The organism is Dactylosporangium sp. NPDC049742 (genome assembly GCF_040674675.1).
Lineage (GTDB): Bacteria > Actinomycetota > Actinomycetes > Mycobacteriales > Micromonosporaceae > Dactylosporangium > Dactylosporangium maewongense.
The window spans coordinates 1-20,398 of record NZ_JBFANF010000069.1; the positions used below are offsets into that span (position 1 = coordinate 1).

Below are 20,398 nucleotides of genomic sequence, written 5' to 3' on the forward strand. Positions count from 1 at the left end.
GGCAAGGCGCGCGGGCCACACCCGCCGGTCGGGCCGGCCGATCGCGGCGACGACGGCCGAGAGCACGACGGCGCCGCCCGCGGCCGCCGCCGGCACGACCGCGAGGGCCCCGATCGCATCGCTCACCCGATCAGCGTAAAGACCCGCCGGTGGCGCCGCGGTCCGCCGAACGGCAGAGCCGGCCCCGCCCCGGCCCCGGGAACCCGTCCTTCGGCAGATGCCCCGCCGCTGCCCGCCTGCCGAGGCTGGGACGCATGACACCACGCATCAACTGGCCCGCCCTGGCCGCCGGCTGGGCGCTCGCGTACGGGCTGCTCGCGCTGTACTGGACGGCCGGTGGTGCCGGCTTCCCGTTCGGCGCCGCCGACCCCGACCCCGGCATCGAGAAGGGGCTGTCCATCCTCGGCGGGGTCCACCGGTCGACGACGGCGCCGGTCATCGCGGCGGTCGCGCTCGGCGCCGCCCTCGTCGCCGGCCTGCTCGCCGCCGGCGGCCGGCGCGCGGTGCCCGCCCGCGCCGGTGCCGCGCTGGAGGCCGTCGCCTGGACCGTGGCGCTGGTCCTGGGTGTCGTCGTGCCGGACTACCGGCCGCTGGTCGCGCTCGGCCACGTCCCGGTCCTGCTCGCCGGGAAGCCGTTCGGCTGGCCCGACGGGGTGTCGGTCGCCTCGCAGCTGCCGTGGCCGGTGCTCAACCAGGGCATCCTGATGGCCGGCGGCGTCCTGTTCGCCCTCGCCGCGCTCGCGCACCGCCGCGCCCGCCGTGGCGCCTGCACCACCTGCGGCCGCGCCGGCCTTCAGGCACCCGGCCGGGATCCGGCGCGCTGGGGCAGGGCCGCGGTGTGGGTCGCCGCCGGCGTCCCGGTCGTGTACGCCGCGACCCGCTTCGCCTGGGCCCTCGGCATCCCCCTCGGCTTCAGCTCCGCCCAGCTGCGCGACATGGCCGAGGAGATGCCGGGCATCTGGTGGGGCGGCGCGGCGCTGGGCAGCATGGGCCTCGTCGGCTCGGTGCTGACGTTCGGCCTCATCCGCCCGTGGGGCGAACGGTTCCCGCGCTGGATCCCGCTGCTGCGGGGCCGCCGCGTGCCGGTCGCCCTCGCCGTCGTCCCCGCGGTCGTCGTCGCGATGGCGGTCACGTCGGCGGGCCTGATGTTCGCCCGCGTGCTGTACCTGGATCCCGACGCGGGGAAGCTGGCGATGATGGGCCCCGCCCTGCTGTGGCCGGTGTGGGGCGCCGCCCTGGCCGTCGCCGTGGCCGCGTACCGCATCCGCCGCCGCGGCGGCTGCCGGTCGTGCTCGGCGACCAACGGGCTGCGCGTGGGCGATTGACAAAACATCTTTTTACGTAAAGACTCGCTTTCGCATGAATGACCTTGCCCTACTCGGCGGCTCCAGCAGGCAGTACCGAAGGAGATCCCAATGACAGAGCACAGTGACCTGCGTGTCAGCGCGGTCATGCCGGCCGCGCTGAAGGTGGTCCACGCCGCGCTGACCGACGCGGCCGCGCTGCGGGTGTGGCTGGCCGAGCACGCCGAAGTGACGCTGCCCGACCGGTTCCAGTTCTGGGGCCGCCACACGCCCGACGGCGCCGAGCCGCGGCAGCGCCTGCTGCACGCCGACGAGCGCGGCCTGCGGCTGGCCTGGACCGTCGGCGGTGTCGAGACCACGGTCGAGATCACCCTGACCGAGCAGGAGGCCGGCGCCGACGGCACGGAGCGCACGCTGGTCGCCCTGACGCAGACGGACCTGCCGACCTTCGCGGAGGTCCTGTCGGACATGGCGGGGCCGCGCGGTGAGCTGCAGACGTTCTGGACGCTCGCCCTGGAGAACCTGCACGACTACCTGGCGGGGCGCGAGCTGACCCCGAAGTGCGACTACACCTCACCGCAACTGCAGGGCTCGGTGGTCATCGACGCCGCGCCGCAGGCGGTGTTCGACGCGCTCACCCAGTCGGACCGCTACACCCGGTGGTCCGGCGTCCGCGTCGACATCGAGCCGAGGGTGGACGGCCGGTTCGCGATGGGCGGCTTCGACCTGGACCCGTCGGGCGGCGTCAGGTTCGTCGAGTTCGAGCCGGGCCGCCGGGCGTCGCTGCGGTTCCCGGACGGGCTCACCTCGACCTGGGAGCTGGAGGGCTCGGGCGGCCGGACCCGGCTCACGTTCGTGCAGAGCGGGTTCGACGTGGAGAACCCGCCCTACCCGGGCTGGGCCGGCTGGCTCAGTGGCCTCGCCGCGGCGCGGCGCTACCTCGAGGTGCCCGGCTTCCGCAGGATCTGGCGCCAGTACGAGGCCCCGGGCATCCCCGCCGGGATGTTCGCCTTCGACGACTGACGGCGCCGGCCGGACCCGGTGCGCAAAGGCGTAGGGCGGAGCGGCGATGCCGCTCCGCCCTGCACGGTGTCTCCGGGTGCCCTCAGTGCGCGGCGAGCGGCATCGAGGACGGGGTGATCGGCGCCGGCAGGGCGCCGCCGGTGCCGAGGTACTCGTGGACCGCCGCGGCCGCGGAGCGGCCCTCGGCGATCGCCCACACGATCAGCGACGGCCCGCGGCGGGCGTCGCCGGCGACGAAGATGCCCGGCGCGGCGGTCTGCCACGCGGCGTCGGTGTCGATCGTGCCGCGCCGGTTGCGGGTCAGCTCGACCTGCTCGAGGTGCGCGCCGTCCTGCGTGCCGCCGAAGCCGATCGCCAGGAGGGCCAGGTCCGCGGGGATCTCGCGGACGGTGCCCTCGACCTCGGTGAGGGTGAAGCCCGGACCGAGCAGGACGTCGACCAGCTCGACCGCCCGGAGCTTGCCGTCCTCGGTACCGATGAAGCGGCGGATCGCGCAGCCGAAGTTGCGCTCGCCGCCCTCCTCGTGGGCGGAGCCGCTGCGCAGCATGATCGGCCAGGTCGGCCACGGGTTGCGGGACGAGTCGCGCTGCGGCGGGGGCAGCGGGGCGACCTCGACGAGCTGGACGCTGGCCGCGCCCTGGCGGTGGGCGGTGCCGAGGCAGTCCGCCGCGGTGTCACCGCCGCCGACGACGATGACGTGCCGCCCTTCGGCGCTGATCGGCGGGGCGTCCAGCGAGCCGGCGACGACCCGGTTGGCGCCCTCCAGGTACTCCATCGCCTGGTGGATGCCGCTCAGCTCGCGGCCGGGGGTGTCCGGCACGTCACGGGCGTCGAGCGCGCCGCAGGCCAGGACGACGGCGTCGTGCTGCTTGCGCAGGTCCGCGAGCGACACGTCCTCGCCGACGTGGCAGCTGGTGACGAACGTCACGCCCTCCGCCTCGAGCTGGGCGACGCGCTGGTCGATGTGGTGCTTCTCGAACTTGAAGTCCGGGATGCCGTACCGCAGCAGGCCGCCGATGGCGTCGCTGCGCTCGTACACCGTGGTCGCGTGACCCGCGCGGGCCAGCTGCTGCGCGGCGGCGAGACCGGCCGGGCCGGACCCGACCACGGCCACGCTGCGCCCCGACGGCACCGCCACCGGGAACGGCTTGAGTGCCCCGCCGTCGGTGGCGCGGTTGATGATCTCGACCTCGACCTGCTTGATCGTGACCGGGTCGTCACCGATACCGAGGACGCAGGCGGCCTCGCACGGCGCCGGGCACAGCCGCCCGGTGAACTCGGGGAAGTTGTTGGTCGCGTGCAGCACGTCGGCCGCGCGCTCCCAGTCACCGGTGCGGACCAGGTCGTTCCAGTCCGGGATCAGGTTGCCCAGCGGGCAGCCGTTGTGGCAGTACGGGACACCGCAGTTCATGCACCGGGCGGCCTGCTCGTGGATGAGCTGCGAGTCCGCGCGCTGGTAGACGTCGCGCCAGTCCGTGACCCGCTCGGTCACAGGACGCAGCAGCGGCAGCTGACGCCGGTACTTCATGAAGCCCATCGGATCGGGCATGCCTGACCTCCACCGTTGCCTGTGGGTGCATCGGAATACGGTGGGACAGCGTTGGCCCGGCCTGTCGGTGCACCTTAGCGGTGCGGCCCAGGTTTCTCACAGTGGGTACCGGAGCCAAATTTCCCACAGCATGCCCGCACACCTCCCACCTGGTGGAAGCGACGGCGCACGACCTGGCGTTCTGGCAGGCGCTCGTGGCGCCCCGATGCCGATCACGGCGTCCCAGATAGTGGCTGCGCCGTCGCCGCAACTGGTGCACCAGGCGCTCGTGGCCGGCCGCCTGGACCAGAAGGTGCTCGTCGGCCACGACAACTCCGCGTTCCTCGCACTGCTGGCGCCGAACGCCCGCACCGGGACCACGAAGTGGCTCACCGGCGCCACCCGCATCAACGCGGTGACCTGGATCGACCCGTCCGCGAAACCGGACCCCGACGAGCAGCCACGCGTCAGCGGCCGCGTCACCTTCGACTCCGCCAAGGTCGACGGCGTCCAGACCCTGCGCGTCACCACGAACTTCGTCTGGGTCTACGCGTTCGACGTGCGCCAGCCAACCCCGATCGCCGCCGTGCACGACAGCATCCGCTGGGAGTTCCCGCACCCGAGCGAGTCCGAGCCCGCCGACGCCATCCTGCGCCCCGACCACACCCTCGACATCGGCGACGACTGCACCAAACCCCCCACAACCCCCAAACCGTAGCGGCGGTTACCGGGTGAGTTGGACGACGTACTCGGTGTCGTGGTGGTTTCCGACGAGCTCCGTGAACTCGCCGGCGACGAACGTCCAGCCGCCGGCGGCGATGACGGCCCGCAGCTTGTCGATGGGGATGCGGACGGCGTCGTCGGGCACGTTCCACGCGTCGATCGACTCTCGGGCGCGGGCCTCGAGGTCCTCGATCGTCGCGATGTCGTCCGGGTCGGGTCCGTCGCCGCTGTACAGCGTCCAATCGCCCTCGGTGACGCGCCGCATCAGCTCCGTGGTCGCCGCCTCGGGATTGTCGATGCCCTCGTCCCAGTCGTGCTCGAAGTAGCTGAACATCAGCAGCACGGACTCGGTCATGCCGGCGGTCACCGGGCGAGCTTGACGACGTACTCGGTGTCGTTGTGGTGCCCCTCGAACTCGGCGAACTCGCCCGCGACGAACGTCCAACCCCCGCCGCCGATGACGGCCCGCAGCTTCTCGATCGGGACGCGCACGACGTCGTCGGGCACGTCCCACTCGTCGACCGCCTCGCGGGCGCGGGCCTCGAGATCCTCGATCGTCGCGATGTCCTCCGGGTCGGGTTCGTCGCCGGTGTACGGCATCCACTCACCCTCGGTGACGCGCCGCATCAGCTCCGCATCCATCGCCTCAGCGCCTTCGATGCTCTGATCCCAGTCGTGCTCGAAGTAGCTGAACATGAGCATTACGGTCTCGGCCACGACGATGATCGTAGGCGTCACCGGACGACGCCCGCGCGTGGAGCGGCCGCACCGGAGGGATGCCGTTTGGACGAGCAAGGACTGGCAGGTTGGAAGGCGTCGATCGAAGCGGCCGTCACGCGGGCGCTGCGCGACATCGTGTCGACGTTTCCGTTCGAGCCGGACACACACACGCTCGGGCCACCCGCGTCGCAGGCGGAGCTCGCCGCGCTGAGGTCGCGCCTGCCCTGGATCCCTGAAGACCTGGTCGCCGTGTGCGGGTCGGTCGGCGAGGTAGTGCTGCCGGACATCGCCAACGGCCTGTTCATGTTCGAGCCGGACTACATCCTCAACATGCCGGACCACGACGACGGGCGTCCGGACCGCATCGGCTGGCCGTTCGAGCGCGAGGTCGACGTGGTCGTCTTCGGCAGCGACGGCGGCGGCACGCTCTACGCGGTCGCGGCCGGTGCCACCGGCAGGGTCTTCCGGCTGCGGGAGTGCTCGTATCTGGCAGGCGTGTACGAGGGCGTCCTCAACGTCGACGTCACGGTGGTGGCCGAGTCACTCGACGACTTCCTGGGCAGGCTGCTGCACGCCGTAACAGTGTTCGCCGACGATGGCGGCATCGCCGACCTGTGAAAGGCACGGCCGAGCACGGCAGTGACGCTTCGGGAGCTGCTCAGTCCGGCTGCTGCCGGTCGGCGTGCGCGGCGGGTCCGACGACCATGTTGTCGACGCCGTGGCCGGACAGGTGCCAGGACTCGAACTGGGCGATGAGGGTCGGCCGGACCTGGCAGCCGATCAGTGCGGTGGGCACCTTCACCGGCTTCTCCTCGACGGACACGCTGGCAGCGTTTTGTGTTTGGGGGCCTGTGGGTCAGTCCACGGGTTGCGTGTGCCGGACCGGCAGGTGCGGCAGCAGCGCGTCGGTGAGCGTGGAGGTCAGCCAGTCGGCGTAGTCGTCGATGGACCAGCCGCAGGTGGTGGTCAGTCGTTCGAAGACCTCGATCGACGTCAGCGCGTAGATGATGTCGGCCGCGCGGCCCGCGTCGACGCCGGGTTGCAGGGCGCCGGCCGCGGCGAGCATGCCGGCTGGGCCGCGGGTCCCGGCGCGGCGCTGGGCCTCCGACTCCTGCAGGAGTGAACCCAGGCCGCCGGCCGCCGCGCGCAGCACCGCGTGCACCGGGGCGATGCGTTCGGCCGTGGTGGCCACCATGCTGGCGTAGAGCTGCAGTTTGCGCGCCGGGTCGGGCTCGGCGATGATCGCCGCCACGGCCGGCCGCTCGCTCATCGCGACCGGCGCGGCGTCGCCGGCCAGGGTCGTGTCGTAGACCAGCTTCGCCAGGCCTGCTTTTCCTCCGGGGCAGGCGGCGTAGAGCGTCTGGACCGCAACGCCGGCCGCGGTAGCCACGTCGCCCATGGTGGTGTCGGCGTAACCGCGGGCGAGCATGAGCTCCCGGGCGGCGTCGGCTATCCGCTGGCGCGTGCCGTCGGACTGTTCGCGACGGAGTTCGCTCTCGTACCGGCGTTTGGGCTTGTCGGTCATCGGACACCATGTTGCCAGAATTTTCAGTGGAAGGAATTCTATTCAATATAAGTCGATCCAGTTGAGTGGAGTTCGGTCATGCGTACCTGGTCGTTCGAGGTCGTGCGGGCCCTGGCGACGGCGCTCGTCGCGCTGTACGCCGGCGGCGTCTTGTTCGTGGTCATCGCGCCGAGCGTGACCCGTCTGCCCGCCGACGCCTACACGCGCTGGTGGCAAGCCATGAACACCGATATGAGCCGGGCCATGCCACCGATGTTGCTGACCTGTGTGGGCCTGCTGACCCTCACTGCAGTGCTGGGCTACGGCCGTTCGAAGCTGGCCTTCGTCGCGGCGGTCGTGGCGATCCTGCTCATCGCGGTCACCATCGGGCTGACCGTGAGCCGGCTGGAGCCACTCAACGCCATCGGCGACACGTGGAACCCAGACGCTCCACCAGCCGACTGGACCGAGGTTCGCAGCCGCTGGCAGCGACTGCACCTGGTGCGCACCGTCCTCGCCCTGCTGACCCTCGTAACCCTCCTGGCTGCCCACGTCGTGGAGCGGGCGGCTGCGCCGTCAAGCGCCACCCCGCACCCGAACCCGAGCCGGTCAGCCGAGCTGACGGCAGCTCAGCCGAGGGCGTAGTCCGCAACGCGTGCACCGGCCGATCGAAGCGGCGCACGGGCACCGTTCCCGAGCTGGCCCAGTGCCTGGTGAGGTTCGGATGGCAGGTACGACGCGAACGACCAGCGCAAACGGCCTACTGGAACTTCTGCATCGTCTCGAAGAGCGCCCTGACCGACTCGACGAGGCCGTACCGGGTCTGGCCGTTCACCGTCGCCGGGATGGTCAGCTTCGTGCTTGGCCCGGTAGCGAGCATCCGGGGGGTCGCGAACCCGCCGGCGGTGCGACCCCGCTCGGTCGTGGGGCTGATCAGCCGGCCCCGCAGGACGGCGTGCGACGGGATGCCGCTGGTCGTGATGCTCTCGATCGGGAAGTATCCGTCCAGGTGGACGGTGCCCTCGTCGTCGTAGGCCGGCAGCCCGATGAGCAGCAGCGCCTCCCGCTGCCAGACCGAGAAGGCCGCCATGCCCGCGCCGTACGGCGCCCGCGCCGGGAACCAGCCCGGACCGTTCGCGGCGTTGAGCGAGCCGCCACCCCCGTCGTCGACGGGCGATTTCGTGCTGTCGCCGGGCTTGATGGTCTTCTTCTCCTCCGACCCCGCTGGCGTGCCGCCGCTGCCCGTACCCCCGCTGCCCGCGCCCCCACTGCCCGTGCCACCGCCGGTGGTTCCGGTTGCCGGCGTTGGGGGGATCGGAGTTCCGGTCGCCGTCGTGCTGCCGTGGTTCGCCCCGATGTACGGCTGGATGAACGGTCCGTACGGTCCGTACGTGCCCGTGTGCGCATCCGGGTTGGGAGGGACGTACGGCGTGTCGAGCTTCTCCACGCCCCACCCGATCAGGTATCCGGCGGCGCCCCCCATCGCGCCACCGAACACGGCACCACCGGGGCCGCTCACGAGTCCGCCGACCAGGGTGCCGATCGCACCGCCCAACTTGAGGCCGCCCTCGGCGACGTCCCCGGTGAGCTCAGACGACGGCCCGGTGTGGCCGACGCCCAGCTCACCCTGGCCGATGCCGACGCCCTGGCCGCCGAGACCGGCGAGCCCTGGCAACGTGCCGCTGAAGAGCAGATCCAGCCCGGCGAGACCCGCACCCGCACCGGCGATGCCGAGCTGGCTCATGCCGATGGACGGGCTGCTGAGCCAGCCGGACGTCCCGACCGACAACGCGGCGCCGATGTCGCCGCCGGTGACGAAGCCGATCAGGCCGGTCCCCGCGTCCAGGATCGCCGACGTCAGCGCACCGCCGCCGAGCTGCCCCGGCAGCCCCAGTGCCTGGAACACGTCCGCGGCGTTGCCGAGCACGGCGTCGGCGCCGATGTACTGCGCGGCCCGTGCCGCGCTCAGGAAGACGCCCTCCAGCCCGTCCAGCGTTCCCATCCGGTCGGCCGCGGTGGCGATCTCGTCGAGCATTGCCACCTGCGCGGAAGGCCCAGCGACGGCGAGCTGGGCGAGCAGCGCCACCGACGCGTCGCTGTAGGCGTGGAAGGCGTCCTGCTCGGTGAACCCGTTCACCACCGGGGTTTGGAACGGGCCCTTCTCGCCGACCGCCCGATGGTGCAGGTCGGCCAGCCGCTGCAGCGCCGCCTGCGAAGTGTCGTAGTAGTAGCGGCACGTCGCGAAATGGACGTCGCCGGACGCTGTCTTGATGGAGTTGCCCATGACGAATCGACCCCTTCAGCCTTGCGATGCGTTGCACCACCCCGGGCAGGCGCGCTTCATCGTGCGTTCGGCCGCGGCGCGGTGCCAGGGCGGCGTGTCACTGAGTGACCCGCACAATTGCGTTGGCACGCGCGGCGTCCGGCCCGCGATAGTGGTGCCATGGACGATCGCACCGTCACCGGGCGAGTGCTGGCCGTGCTCGACGCGGTGGCCGATCTCGACGGCCGGGCGACCCTGGCCGCGCTCACCGCCCGCACCGGCGTCCCGAAACCGACCGTGCGCAGGATCGCCGCCGACCTGGTGGGACGGGGCATGCTCGATCGCGACGCCGGCCGCTACCGGCTGGGCCGGCGCCTGCTGATGCTCGGCGTGGAGGCGGCCAGGCAACAGGGAGTGCGCCAATCGGTGGCGCCCTACGTCCACGACCTGTTCGCCCGCACCGGCGAGGTCGCCTGGATGACGACCTTCACCGACACGAGCAACACGCTCCTGGAGAGCGCGTTCGGCAGCCAACGCGCCGCCGACATGCGCCGGCCATGGCCGTCCGTCATCCGCAGCCCGGGCTTCCTGACCACGGCCGCTGGGCGGCTCGTGCTCGCGCACCGGCCTGACCTGGTCGAGGACGTGCGGTCGCGGGCACTGCCGAGGCTCACCCGGTACACCATCACCAACTGGCACCGCATCGCTGTGGACGTCGCGCGGGTCCGCGACACCAGGGTGGCGGTCGAGCAGAAGCAGACGCTGCTCGGCTACAGCTGCGTCGCCGCCGGCGTGCACGACCGGGATGGCGTGCTCATCGGAGCGATCGGCGTCACCGGTCGCACCGGCGCCTTCGTTCCCGAGCGCCTCGCCGCCCCGATCCGCACCGCGGCGGATCAGTTGAGCCGTCTGATCGCCCAGCCTTGACCGACCGACGCGCACGATCACATCGGCCCGCCGTGCGGACTTCAGATCATGCGGATGCGGGTGCGAGGGCTTGATGGGCGGGGTGGAGTCCTTCTGGTGCGAGACATCGAGATGTCCCTCCGTGAGCTGGACACGTCACGGCGAGGACGGGTGGGCGGACCGGGCGGATGCCGGCTGCCGGGTAAGCGTCAGCACGCCGAGTGCGGCGGTGGCGCAGACGAGCATCGTCGCCCCCATCGGTACGGCGGAAGCCTGGCCGGCCAGGCTCATGGCGGACGCCGCGACGCCCGCGACCAGGAACTGCAGCAGCCCCTGCAGGGAGGAGGCGGCACCGGCCGAGGTGCCGTGCCCGGCGAGGGCGAGCGAGGTGGCGTTGGCCAGCACGACGCCCAGCATCGAGACGACGACGAACAGGGAGGCCAGCAGCACCGGCAGCGGCAGGCGGGCCGTGGCGGCCACGACGACGCCGGCGGCGCCCGCGACGGCGACGGCGAGGGCGCCGCGCAGCAGCGTGCGCTCGTGCGCGACCCGGCCGACGAGCAGCCCGTTGAGCTGTCCGAAGAGCACGATGCCCAGGCCGTTGCCGCCGAAGACGAGGCTGTACTGCTGGGCGCTCAGGCCGTACACCTCCTGCAGAACGAACGACGAGCCGGAGATGTAGGCGAACACCGCCGCGAACATCAGCGCCGCGGCCAGGACGTGCCGCAGGTAGTGCCGGTCGGTGCCGAGGGTCCGGAACGCGCGCAGCGTGTCGCGGAAGCCGGACCGGCGGCGCTGCGTGGGCAGCGACTCGGGCAGCGCGAGGACGACCGCGACGGACAGGACGGTGCCGAACCCGGCCAGCACCAGGAACACCGCCCGCCAGGTGGCGACCGTCAGCAGCTGGCCGCCGACGACGGGCGCCAGGATCGGGGCGGCGCCGTTGACGAGCATGAGCGTGGAGAAGAAGCGGGTCATGGCGGTGCCCTCGAAGAGGTCCCGGACGATCGCGCGGGACAGCACGACGCCGGTCGCGGCGCCGAGGGACTGCACGGCCCGGCCGGCGATCAGCCAGCCGACGTCCGGGGCGAACGCGCACCACAGGGAGCCGGCGACGTACAGGGCCAGGCCCAGCAGGAGCGGCCGGCGGCGTCCCCAGGCGTCCGACAGCGGGCCGGCGATCACCTGGCCGGCGGCGAGCCCGACCACGAAGACGGTCAGCGTCAGCTGCACCAGCGGCGCGCTGGTGTGCAGGTCGCGCGCCATGCCGGGCATCGCCGGCAGGTACATGTCGATGGTGAGCGGGCCGAACGCGGCGAGCGAGCCGAGCACCACCGCCAGCCGGGCCCGCCGCCCACGGCGCAGGTCCTCACCGGCAGCGGTTATCAGCACATAACTATGATGTCATAATCCACTAGGATGTGAACCGTGGGCAACGACACCGATCTCGCCGACCTGGCGCAGCTGATCCTCAACGTCGGCCGGCTGGTGCGCGCCCGTACGCCGGAAGGCCCCGAGGTCGTGCCCATGACCGAGACGGAGCGGCACGTGATGCGGGCCGTGGACCTCTTCCCGGGTGCCTCGCCCAGCCAGATCGCCGACCGCGCCGGGCTCCAACGCACCAACGTCAGCACCGCCCTGCGCGGCCTCGAGGAGAAGGGCATGGTCTCCCGCCGCGCCACCGCCGGACGCGGCGTCGCCGTCCACCCGACCGAACGCGCCGCCGCCAACCTGCGGACGCTGCGCGCCGTCTGGGCCCGCGAGCTCGCCGAGGCCCTCGGTGAGGACCTCGGCGACGTCCACCGGTGCACCGCGCTGCTCGACCGCCTGGAGCGGCACTTCACCGCGGCGCGCTGAGCGTCAGCCGACGGAGACCCGCCAGCCCATCGGCGTCACGGCGGCGGCCGGGTGGAAGTACGTCGTGGTGCCGCCCGGCGACATGGCCACGATCATCCCGCCGATCTTCAGCCCGGCCGCGTCATAGGTGAAGACGTTGCCGCCGCTGTCGCCCAGCCGGGTCATGACGGCGCCGCTGACCAGCCGGTCGAGGCTGCACGTGGTGATGCCGTCGGTCATCAGGACGCAGAGGTTCGTCGCGTCGACCGTGCCCGAGCACACCTCGCCGCCGAACGCGCCGTTGGTGCAGAACGTCTGGCCGACCACGGAGGCCTTCGTCCCGCGGATGGTGTCACCGTAGTCGCTGGTCGACGGGCCCTTGTAGGTCCACGGCGTGAAGGTCCCCATGACGTACTCGACGTCCTTGCCGTTGTCCGTCAACGTCCGGCCGGTCACCGTGCCGATCGCGACGCCGTTGTTGGAGACGACCGCCGTGTTGGCGAAGCAGTGGCCCGACGTGACCATCCGGCGGGTGGCCGGCGTGCCGGGCACCTCGACGAAGAACCCGCCGGTGCAGGCCGTGCCGCCCGAGGTGATCCGGATCCCGGCGGCCCAGGGCTTCCAGTCGGCGGTCCGGCTCGCCCGGGTCGCCCGCGCGGCCTCGTGCAGGGCGACCCGGTCGCCGAACTCCGCCCGCGCGGCGGCCACCAGCCGCGGCGACAGCTCCGTCACGCCGACCGCGACACGGTTGTGGGTGACGTCGACGTACCACTCCGACAGTGACGCGCCGCCGGGCCGCCACTGGCCGACGCGTTGGCGCACCGCGTCCAGCTCGGCGAGGCTGTGGCTGACCGGGACGAGGTCGACCCGCCATCCCCGCCTGGCCTGTCCGGCGGCGCTGGAGCCCACCTTGGAGTGCGCCGCGGCCAGCCGGCCCGGTGCGTACCGGATGGTCAGGACGCTGCGGGCCTCGTCGACGCTCACCCCGCCGAAGGTCGCCAGGTCGGCGCCCGCGAGGGAGACGAGCTCGTCGGCCCGGGCCTGGTCGACGACCAGTGGTGACGGCGCCGCGCCGGCGGGCACGGCGGACGCCGCCGCACCCACGATGCCGACGAGCGCCGTCACGATGTACCGCCTGAACAGCGAACGCATGAGACCGCCTCCGGGAAAACATCGACGAGCATGGTTGCTCGGTGCACTCGATGGCACCACTCGGGTGCGTCCGGCGGTAGGGCACTCAGCGATCCTGTTGGCGATACGGCAAGCGGTACATCAGGCCGCCGTCACCGAGTCGATCACCTCGAACGCGGCGTCCGGCCGCCCGATGACGACGACGATGTCGCCGGCCCGGCACCGCAGGTCCTGCCCGGGGGAGGGCACGACGTGCTCGTCGCGGACCACGGCGATGACGGTCGCGCCGGCGACGCCGGTGCCGGTTAGGGGTCGGCCGACCCGCGGTGAGTCGGCCCCGATGAGGACCTGCAGCACCGCGACGCCGTCGGTGTGCCGGTCGAGGCGGGCGCAGTGCGTCATCGGGCCGGTCGTGCCGACCAGTTCGGCCACGGTACGGGCCTCCGCGGCGGTGAGCAGGACCCCGGTGAGGCGGGTGTCCGGGTCGGCCGGGTCGTACACGACGAGCTCCCGCCGGTCGTCGTCGTGCCGGATGACGCCGACGTGGTGCCCGTCCCGGGCGGCGAGCACGTGCAGCGTGCCGATGCCGGGCAGGGGAGCGCTGGTGGTGCGGGGGACGCTCCGCCGGGTGGCCATGCGCGGCGCCGGCGGCGGCGGTGGGGATCCGGGTCGGGGGCGCCGGCGTGCCGGCGTGATCGGCGGTGTGGGGTTCATGACGGACGACCTCCTGAGGGGTCAACGCGACGAGACCGTCGACCCCGGCGGGGTCGCGGCTGCGGACAACGTGGACGCTCAGGAGGTGGGCGGGCCCCGGCAGGTCGGCGCCGCCGCCGGCCGTCCGACGTGGACGGTGGCGGCGGCCGGGCCGCGGCACGCGGGCCCCAGGACGGGGTCGGCGTCGGCGACGGGTGGGAGCACGGCGAGCCAGTGCGGTGCGCCGGACCGCAGGTCCCGCGACTCGGGCAGCTTCCTGCCGTGCGGTGTCTCGGCACCGGCGGTGGCGATGGCGACCGTGCCGCGGGCGATCTGGAACGTGTCGCCGGGCAGCGCGTCGTGGGCCCGGGAGAGCCCGAGCAGCATGAGGCACGCGCTCAGCGCCAGGCCGACCGCGGTCGTGCGCAGGACGGGAGTGAATCTCATCCCGCACCTCCCGCCCGTCGGAACCGTCTACGCTACCAGGCGGAACGGGCGTGCGGGCGGGAGTCGCAAGTGGACAGTCAGGCGGTGCAGGGCACGCCGTTGACGTAGACGGTCGGCGGCGGGGTGGGCGGTGCGGTCCGGGTGCCGTACATGCCCACGGTCACCGAACCACCAGGCGGGATGACCCGGTTCCAGCTCGCGTGGGTGAGGGTGACCGCGGCGCCGGTCTGGCCGGAGGTGGCGTTCCAGGCCTGGGTGACGCGCTGGTCGCCGGGGAACGTGAAGGTGATGACCCAGTCGTAGATGGGCGTCGTCCCTGTGTTGGTGACCGTGACGTCGGCGACGAACCCGCTGGCCCACACCGATGTGTACGTGAACGTGGCGCGGCACGACAGCACCGGCGGTGCGCTGCTCGACGGGCTGCCCGGCCCGCCGGTCCCGCCGGTGACGACGACCGTGTTGGAGGCGATCGAGACGTTGCCGGCCGCGTCGCGGGCCCGGACGTAGAACTGGTCGCGGGGCGACACCACCGCGGCCGTGTACGTGGTGCCGGGGACCGTGGCCAGCAGCGTGGAGATGAACAGGCCGTCGAAGCGGTAGACGTTGTAGCCGGTGACCGCCACGTTGTCCGTGGAGGGCGACCAGGTCAGCGTGGTGCTGGGCCCGTTGGTCGGGTCGGCCCGCAGGCCGGTCGGCGCCGCGGGCGGCACGGTGTCCGGGCCGGTGTCGGTGACCGGCGTGACGACGACGACCGTGTTCGACCCGCCGGAGCGGTGGCCGAGGTCGTCGTGCGCCGAGACCTGGAAGGTGTACTGCTGGCCCGGCCGGATGTCGGTGGTGACGGTGGCCGTGGTGACGTCGCCGACGGCGATGACCCGGCCGTAGTCGTTGAACGCCGGCATGGACGTGATGTCGTAGCCGGTGACCGCGCAGCAGCCGCGGCTCGAGGCGGTCCAGGTCAGCGTCACCGACGTGGACGTGACGGCGGTCGCCCGCAGGTTCGTGGGCGGGGTCGGCGGGAACGGCGAGGTGTTGGGCGTCCCCGAGGTTGAGGGCACGGGCGGGGCGGGGGTGACCGCCACGCTGCCGTTGGCGTCGTTGACGGCAACCAGCAGGGCGCCGGCGAGCATGGCGGTGCCGGCGACGGACGCCAGCCGAAGCAGCGATCGAGTTCCGGGCATGGCCCGAGCCTGGCCCACCGCATCGACGACGGTCAACGGAATGCGTCGGCTGCCGGTGTACGGCCAGCGGCTGCGTGAAAGTTACGAGGCCTGACGGACGGGGGTGTCGGGAAGCCAGGCGTCGGCGAGGTCGCTGAGGGGGACGCCCAGGGCCTGGCTCAGGCAGACCACGGTGCCGAACGCCGGCGCCGGGAGGCGGCCCGTCTCGATCTTGCGCAGCGTCTCGGGGGAGATGCCGGCCGCCAGGGCCACCTCGACGAGGCTGCGGCCCGCCCGCGCGGCCCGCAGCGCCGCTCCGAGGCGCTGGCCCGCGGCGATCTGTTCGACGGAGAGTGGTTGGCGAACCATGCGAGCAGGATACCGCCCCGGACCGTGTGTGGTATAAAAATACCGCACACGGAAGTGGGGAGAGGTGTCGTGATCGAGCTCAAGTCCGCCGACGAGATCGGCCGGATGGCGGTGGCCGGGCAGTTCGTCGGTGAGCTGCTGGCGGAGTTGAGCGGCGTCGCCGCGGTCGGCGTCAACCTGATGGACGTCGAACACCACGCCCGCCGCCGGATCAAGGAGCGCGGCGCCGAGTCCTGCTACTGGGACTACGCCCCGTCGTTCGGCCGCGGCCCGTTCCGCAACGTGCTGTGCCTGTCCGTCAACGACGCCGTCCTGCACGGCCTGCCGCACGACTACGTGCTGCGCGACGGCGACCTGCTCAGCATCGACATGGCCGTCGGCATCGACGGCTGGGTCGCGGACTCCGCGCTGTCCTTCGTCGTCGGTACCCCCGACGCCGCCGACCTGAAGCTCATCGAGGCCACCGAGGTCGCCCTGGAAGCCGGCATCAACGCCGCCCAGCCCGGCGGCCGGATCGGCGACATCTCCGCCGCGATCGCCGAGGTCGCCCACTCCTACGGGTACAGCGTCAACGGCGAGTTCGGCGGCCACGGCATCGGCCGCACCATGCACGAGGCCCCGCACGTCGCCAACGTCGGCCGCGCCCGCCGCGGCATCAAGCTAGAGCCCGGCCTCACCATCGCGATCGAGCCCTGGTTCTGCCGCTCCACCGACAAGATCAAGTACGACCAGGACGGCTGGACCATCCGCTCCGCCGACGGCTCCCGCACCGCCCACTCCGAGCACACCGTGGCCGTCACGCCCTCCGGCCCGCAGGTCCTCACCCGCCGCCCCACCCCCGGCGCCCCGGCCGACTCCGCAACGACGGGCGCCACCGCCGCCTGACCTTCGGCGGCACACCCGGTCCCGCGACGGCCGGTGCGCCGCTGTCCGGCGTGGCGCCCGGTCCCGCGACGGCCGGTGCGCCGCTGTCCGGCGTGGCGCCCGGTCCCGCGACGGCCGGTGCGCCGCCGTCCGGCGTGGCCGGGCGAACACCGCCCGACGCCACCAGCCGGTGCCAGAGCAGCGCGGCGGCGACGGCGGCGAGCAGCAGCACGACGCTGCCCGCGATGTCGAGGACGTAGTGGTTGCCGGTGGTGAGGACGGTGGCGGCCATGAGCAGCGGGAAGAGCCACGGCAGCAGGGCCAGCCGCGGGCGGGCGGGGCGCAGCGCGGTCCAGGCGGCGTACGCGCACCACAGCGACCAGCCGACGTGCAGGCTCGGCATGGCCGAGTAGTGGTTCTGCCCGTTCGTGGTGTCGGTGGAGGCGTCGCCGAAGAGGTCGTACAGGGCGACAATGTCCACGACGCCGGGCAGGGCGAAGCGCGGCGGGGACATCGGCACCGCCCAGTAGACCGGCAGGATGAGCAGCAGCATCGCGACCATCGTGCGGCGGACGTGCCGGTAGACGGCGGCGTGGCGGAGGTACACCCACAGCAGGACGCCCGCGATCGCCAGGTAGTACAGGCGGTAGAAGTACACGGCGAGGTGGCTCAGGAGCAGGTGGCCGGCGAGCCAGTGGTTGGCGCCGCGCTCGACGCCGAGGTGCAGGCCGCGTTCGATCGACTGCAGGGCCACGGCGTTCGCCGTCGCGGCGGCGGCGTCCGTGCCGGCGGCCGCGTGCAGCCGGGTGAACGCCACGAGCAGGACCAGCAGGCCGACCACCTCAGGGAGGGCACGGGGCCGCCGCGGCCCATCGGCGCCGTGGAAGCGGTGCTCGGTCCCGGTGGCGCGCCGACTTACCCACCTTAGCACAGCCGAAAAAATCTTTTGTCGGTAATGCACCGACCGTAACGCACCCCTCGTCAGTGCGTCAAGTCGCCAAAAAGCGGCCGGCGAGGGTGCGTCGCCGGGTCCCCCGTTGAACCCGGCGAAGCGCCGTACGCAGTGCACTACGCCGTGGCGGCGGCCCGCAATCCGTTCGAACCTCGTCGAACGGTGCCAGGCGTGGCGCGAATCGGTAGAGTTCGACGGTGATCTCGGTGTCGGTCGGTGGTCCGGGCCTCGCATACGTGCGGCTGACGCCGTCGCCGGTCGCGGAGACCCTGGAGTGGCTGCGCCTGGCCGCGTGCGGCGAGCGGCACCGGGAGTTCGGCGACCCGGGCGCAGCGGCCCGCTTCGCGCTGCGGGACCGCGATGTCGCCCTGGTCGGCGCGGTCCTGCGCACCTACCGCCACTACGTCCCGGACCTGCTGATGCCGAGCCCGCCGGAGCAGGACTGGGACGCCGCCTGGCGGCAGCAGCTCGAGCAGGTGCGTGCGACGCCGGCCGCCGACGCCGCCCGGATGCTGCCCGGCACCCTGCCCCCGGAGGTGCGCGACGCGGTGCAGCGGGGCACGTTCGCCGGGCGGGCGGCCCGGGCGCTGCGCCACTTCTACGACACCGTTCTCGCCGAGCAGATCTCCACCGTCCGCGCCGCCATCGACGCCGAGGTCGCGATGCGCGCCCGGCTCATGGCCCGGCACGGCATCGGGCACGCCGTCAACGCGCTCCACCCGAAGATCCACTGGTCGGGCGCGGCGATCGACCTGCGGGTGGCGTTCCGCGAGACGTGGGACCTGTCGGCCACCGGCCTGCCGCTGGTGCCGTCGCTGCTGGGCCGCCCGGGACTGAACATCCAGCTGGGCGACCCCGCCAACTCGTTCGTGCAGTACGCGCTGCGGGCGACACCCGCCCCGTCGGCCCAGGTGCAGGGCCCGGTCCAGCTCTTCGGCGCGCACCGGGCCGCGATCCTGCGCGACCTGGACGTGCCGCGCTCCACGACCGAGCTCAGCCGGCGGCACCGGCTCAGCAAGTCGACGGTGTCCTACCACCTCGCCGCGCTGCTCGGCGCGGGCCTGCTCGTCCGCGCCCGCGAGGGCAAGGCCGTGCACTACAGCCGCAGCCGCGACGGCGACCAGATGATGGCGCTCCCGGTCGCCCAGAACTAGCCGTCACTCTCGCAGGCTCGCGGCCAGCGTGGTGACCTCGGCGGCGGTGGGCAGGCTGGCGCGGGCACCGACGGCCCGGGTCGCGAGGGCGCCGGCGGCGCAGGCGAGCCGGATGGCGTCGTCGAGGTCGCGGCCCGCGTCGAGGGCCCAGGCGAGCGCGCCGCAGAACGCGTCCCCGGCGCCGGTGGTGTCGACCGCCCGCACCGGATGGGCGGGGAATTCCGTGATGCTGTCCGGCCGGTGTACCCGGCAGCCGGCCGACCCGAGCGTGACGACCACGGCACCGACACCCCGGGCCAGCAGGGTCTCGGGCGGGCCGAGCAGCGCCAGCTCGTGCTCGTTGGGCACCAGGACGTCGACGTTCGCGAGCAGCGACGACGGCAGCGGGCCGGTCGGCGCGGGGTTGAGCACGAAGGTCCAGCCCGCCGCGGCCGCCCGCCGGCCCGCCTCGGCGACGGTCTCCAGGGGCACCTCGAGGCTGGCCAGGAGGACGCCGGCGCCGGTGAGCTCGCCGACATCGTCCGGCGCCAGGTTGGCGTTGGCGCCGGGGACCACAGTGATCGCGTTCTCGCCGCGGGCGTCGAGCATGACGACGGCGAGCCCGGTCGGCGCCAGGTCCTGCCGGACCCGCGTCACGTCCACACCGTCGAGGCTGCCGTAGTCGAACCCGGCGCCGACCCGGGCGACGAGCGCGCACGCCCCGCCGAGCCGGCTCACCGCGACGGCCTGGTTGCCGCCCTTGCCGCCCGCCACGGTCGTCGACCCGGTGGCGATGATCGTCTCGCCGGGCGGCGCGATCCGCGGCGTGTGGACGACGAGGTCGATGTTGACCGCGCCGACGACCAGCACGCTCATCCGACCCCGCCGTCCCCGCGCGCGACGTTCGTGACGCGAGATGTGTCTGCGATGTCCACCCCGCGATCATCCTCCACGAGGAGCGCCCGGCGTTTGCCGGTGCTGATGACGGATGGGGTGATCAGTCCACCGTCAGGCGGTCTGGTACCAGATCTCGAGGAGGGCACCGGTCGGCGCGAACTTCTTCCACTGCATCTGGTCGTTCTCGTCCAGGGCGCGGAGACCGAACGTGATGTCGGCGCCGGCCCCGGCGGCCTTCTGCTGGACGGCGTTGGTCACGCCGCCGTTGAACGTGACCGCGTGCGGCGCCTGCCCGCAGGTGGTGTTGGCCGACGTGGAGACCGACGCCACCTTGGTCTGCCAGTAGCCGAGCGAGTTGGCCCAGGTGGTCGTCGCCGGAGCGGTCAGGTCCTGGGTCTTCCACAGGTCGACCGGCGTCGCGGCGCACGAGGCCGAGTGGTTGAGCGTCAGCGTGACGGTCGCGTTGAGGATCTGGGTGCCGGCGACCGGGGCCAGGCCGTCGAAGCGGACGAACGACCGCCACACCCGAGAGGTGCCGTACTCCCGGCCGGAGCGCATGGCGTCCCGGTTGGTCGTCCAGAACGAGGTGGTCGGGTAGCCGCTGGACACCTGGGTCCACGCGTACGTCGTCACGTACAGCACGGCGGTGCCGTCGGCCTGCACCTGCAGGCTGCTCGTGGCGGAGCGGTGGTCGAGCGCCTCGACGGTGATCCCGCAGGCCTTCGCGGCCGCTGCGGCCGCCGCCTCGGTCGGCGCGACCGGGGAACAGGAGGGTGCCGCGTGGCCCGCGGCGGGCGTGAAGAGCACCGACGCGGCAACGGCCGCCACCGCGAGCAGGCTCTGGGCAGACTTCTTCCAGACAGGCGTCATCGAATCCCCCGTGGATCGCTTCGGCCACCGGCGCGCGGCCGCGCTTCAGCGCATCGCCCCCGGTGGATGTCGATG

Annotated in this window: 24 protein-coding genes; 9 read left to right on the plus strand and 15 right to left on the minus strand. The window is 72.8% G+C overall.

Features of this window, described 5'->3' with window-relative positions:
- Positions 1-254: 254 nt before the first annotated feature.
- Together AB0J72_RS48670 and AB0J72_RS48675 are read left to right on the plus strand one after the other, a co-directional pair.
- On the plus strand, positions 255-1,325 hold the full coding sequence (locus AB0J72_RS48670; RefSeq protein ID WP_363412771.1) for a hypothetical protein: 1,071 nt from the start codon (positions 255-257) through the stop codon (positions 1,323-1,325).
- Positions 1,326-1,415: 90 nt separating this feature from the next.
- Positions 1,416-2,327, plus strand: a complete 912-nt coding sequence (locus AB0J72_RS48675; protein WP_363412773.1) for an SRPBCC family protein — start codon at positions 1,416-1,418, stop codon at positions 2,325-2,327.
- Between the two features lie 82 nt (positions 2,328-2,409).
- Here the strand turns inward: AB0J72_RS48675 and AB0J72_RS48680 are convergent, their stop codons facing one another.
- The gene (locus tag AB0J72_RS48680) at positions 2,410-3,876 is read right to left on the minus strand and encodes a glutamate synthase subunit beta (RefSeq protein WP_363412775.1); all 1,467 of its coding nucleotides are present in this window, start codon (positions 3,874-3,876) and stop codon (positions 2,410-2,412) included.
- Between the two features lie 205 nt (positions 3,877-4,081).
- Here AB0J72_RS48680 and AB0J72_RS48685 point away from each other — a divergent pair, with 205 nt between their 5' ends.
- Positions 4,082-4,573, plus strand: a complete 492-nt coding sequence (locus AB0J72_RS48685) for a hypothetical protein (RefSeq protein WP_363412777.1) — start codon at positions 4,082-4,084, stop codon at positions 4,571-4,573.
- 6 nt (positions 4,574-4,579) lie between these two features.
- Here AB0J72_RS48685 and AB0J72_RS48690 read toward each other — a convergent pair whose 3' ends face one another.
- Positions 4,580-4,945 carry a hypothetical protein gene (locus tag AB0J72_RS48690; RefSeq protein ID WP_363412779.1) on the minus strand — a complete coding sequence of 122 codons (366 nt, stop codon included), beginning with the start codon at positions 4,943-4,945 and terminating at the stop codon, positions 4,580-4,582.
- Positions 4,942-5,295: a hypothetical protein gene (locus tag AB0J72_RS48695; RefSeq protein WP_363412781.1), complete on the minus strand. Its 354-nt coding sequence runs from the start codon at positions 5,293-5,295 to the stop codon at positions 4,942-4,944. The genes AB0J72_RS48690 and AB0J72_RS48695 overlap by 4 nt, the downstream gene beginning before the upstream one ends.
- Before the next feature lie 66 nt (positions 5,296-5,361).
- Here AB0J72_RS48695 and AB0J72_RS48700 point away from each other — a divergent pair, with 66 nt between their 5' ends.
- Positions 5,362-5,916, plus strand: coding sequence for an SMI1/KNR4 family protein (locus AB0J72_RS48700; protein ID WP_363412783.1), 555 nt, complete (start codon positions 5,362-5,364; stop codon positions 5,914-5,916).
- A 40-nt stretch (positions 5,917-5,956) separates the two neighbouring features.
- On the opposite strand, the gene AB0J72_RS48705 is transcribed toward AB0J72_RS48700, so the two are convergent.
- Both AB0J72_RS48705 and AB0J72_RS48710 read right to left on the minus strand, forming a co-directional pair.
- Positions 5,957-6,121: a hypothetical protein gene (locus tag AB0J72_RS48705; RefSeq protein WP_363412785.1), complete on the minus strand. Its 165-nt coding sequence runs from the start codon at positions 6,119-6,121 to the stop codon at positions 5,957-5,959.
- A gap of 33 nt (positions 6,122-6,154) precedes the next feature.
- Positions 6,155-6,823, minus strand: coding sequence for a TetR/AcrR family transcriptional regulator (locus AB0J72_RS48710; RefSeq protein WP_363412787.1), 669 nt, complete (start codon positions 6,821-6,823; stop codon positions 6,155-6,157).
- A 78-nt stretch (positions 6,824-6,901) separates the two neighbouring features.
- On the opposite strand from AB0J72_RS48710, the gene AB0J72_RS48715 reads away from it, so the two are divergent.
- Positions 6,902-7,447, plus strand: a complete 546-nt coding sequence (locus AB0J72_RS48715) for a DUF1772 domain-containing protein (RefSeq protein WP_363412789.1) — start codon at positions 6,902-6,904, stop codon at positions 7,445-7,447.
- 115 nt (positions 7,448-7,562) lie between these two features.
- Here AB0J72_RS48715 and AB0J72_RS48720 read toward each other — a convergent pair whose 3' ends face one another.
- On the minus strand, positions 7,563-9,086 hold the full coding sequence (locus tag AB0J72_RS48720) for a hypothetical protein (RefSeq protein ID WP_363412791.1): 1,524 nt from the start codon (positions 9,084-9,086) through the stop codon (positions 7,563-7,565).
- Between the two features lie 159 nt (positions 9,087-9,245).
- Here AB0J72_RS48720 and AB0J72_RS48725 point away from each other — a divergent pair, with 159 nt between their 5' ends.
- On the plus strand, positions 9,246-9,992 hold the full coding sequence (locus AB0J72_RS48725; RefSeq protein WP_363412793.1) for an IclR family transcriptional regulator C-terminal domain-containing protein: 747 nt from the start codon (positions 9,246-9,248) through the stop codon (positions 9,990-9,992).
- Positions 9,993-10,127: 135 nt separating this feature from the next.
- Here the strand turns inward: AB0J72_RS48725 and AB0J72_RS48730 are convergent, their stop codons facing one another.
- Positions 10,128-11,363, minus strand: coding sequence for a multidrug effflux MFS transporter (locus tag AB0J72_RS48730; RefSeq protein WP_363412795.1), 1,236 nt, complete (start codon positions 11,361-11,363; stop codon positions 10,128-10,130).
- Positions 11,364-11,399: 36 nt separating this feature from the next.
- On the opposite strand from AB0J72_RS48730, the gene AB0J72_RS48735 reads away from it, so the two are divergent.
- Positions 11,400-11,828, plus strand: a complete 429-nt coding sequence (locus tag AB0J72_RS48735; protein ID WP_363412797.1) for a MarR family transcriptional regulator — start codon at positions 11,400-11,402, stop codon at positions 11,826-11,828.
- A 3-nt stretch (positions 11,829-11,831) separates the two neighbouring features.
- On the opposite strand, the gene AB0J72_RS48740 is transcribed toward AB0J72_RS48735, so the two are convergent.
- From AB0J72_RS48740 to AB0J72_RS48760, 5 genes are all read right to left on the minus strand, one after another.
- On the minus strand, positions 11,832-12,959 hold the full coding sequence (locus AB0J72_RS48740; RefSeq protein ID WP_363412799.1) for an alpha-lytic protease prodomain-containing protein: 1,128 nt from the start codon (positions 12,957-12,959) through the stop codon (positions 11,832-11,834).
- 120 nt (positions 12,960-13,079) lie between these two features.
- Positions 13,080-13,574, minus strand: a complete 495-nt coding sequence (locus AB0J72_RS48745; RefSeq protein WP_363412801.1) for a TrkA C-terminal domain-containing protein — start codon at positions 13,572-13,574, stop codon at positions 13,080-13,082.
- Between the two features lie 156 nt (positions 13,575-13,730).
- Complete coding sequence (locus AB0J72_RS48750) at positions 13,731-14,078, minus strand: hypothetical protein (protein ID WP_363412803.1); 348 nt, start codon at positions 14,076-14,078, stop codon at positions 13,731-13,733.
- 77 nt (positions 14,079-14,155) lie between these two features.
- Positions 14,156-15,259: a cellulose binding domain-containing protein gene (locus tag AB0J72_RS48755; protein ID WP_363412805.1), complete on the minus strand. Its 1,104-nt coding sequence runs from the start codon at positions 15,257-15,259 to the stop codon at positions 14,156-14,158.
- A gap of 81 nt (positions 15,260-15,340) precedes the next feature.
- On the minus strand, positions 15,341-15,607 hold the full coding sequence (locus AB0J72_RS48760) for a helix-turn-helix transcriptional regulator (RefSeq protein WP_344507401.1): 267 nt from the start codon (positions 15,605-15,607) through the stop codon (positions 15,341-15,343).
- Between the two features lie 69 nt (positions 15,608-15,676).
- On the opposite strand from AB0J72_RS48760, the gene map reads away from it, so the two are divergent.
- The gene (map, locus tag AB0J72_RS48765) at positions 15,677-16,492 is read left to right on the plus strand and encodes a type I methionyl aminopeptidase (RefSeq protein ID WP_363412807.1); all 816 of its coding nucleotides are present in this window, start codon (positions 15,677-15,679) and stop codon (positions 16,490-16,492) included.
- On the opposite strand, the gene AB0J72_RS48770 is transcribed toward map, so the two are convergent.
- Positions 16,428-17,312 carry a phosphatase PAP2 family protein gene (locus tag AB0J72_RS48770; RefSeq protein WP_363412809.1) on the minus strand — a complete coding sequence of 295 codons (885 nt, stop codon included), beginning with the start codon at positions 17,310-17,312 and terminating at the stop codon, positions 16,428-16,430. The two genes, map and AB0J72_RS48770, sit on opposite strands and share 65 nt — an antisense overlap.
- 308 nt (positions 17,313-17,620) lie before the next feature.
- Between AB0J72_RS48770 and AB0J72_RS48775 the strand changes: the two genes are divergently transcribed.
- Positions 17,621-18,577 (plus strand): helix-turn-helix domain-containing protein, encoded by a 957-nt coding sequence (locus AB0J72_RS48775; protein WP_363412811.1) that lies wholly within the window; start codon positions 17,621-17,623, stop codon positions 18,575-18,577.
- A gap of 3 nt (positions 18,578-18,580) precedes the next feature.
- On the opposite strand, the gene AB0J72_RS48780 is transcribed toward AB0J72_RS48775, so the two are convergent.
- Both AB0J72_RS48780 and AB0J72_RS48785 read right to left on the minus strand, forming a co-directional pair.
- The gene (locus AB0J72_RS48780) at positions 18,581-19,432 is read right to left on the minus strand and encodes a ribokinase (RefSeq protein WP_363412812.1); all 852 of its coding nucleotides are present in this window, start codon (positions 19,430-19,432) and stop codon (positions 18,581-18,583) included.
- Positions 19,433-19,564: 132 nt separating this feature from the next.
- Positions 19,565-20,323, minus strand: coding sequence for a DNRLRE domain-containing protein (locus AB0J72_RS48785; protein ID WP_363412814.1), 759 nt, complete (start codon positions 20,321-20,323; stop codon positions 19,565-19,567).
- Between the last annotated feature and the right edge of the window lie 75 nt (positions 20,324-20,398).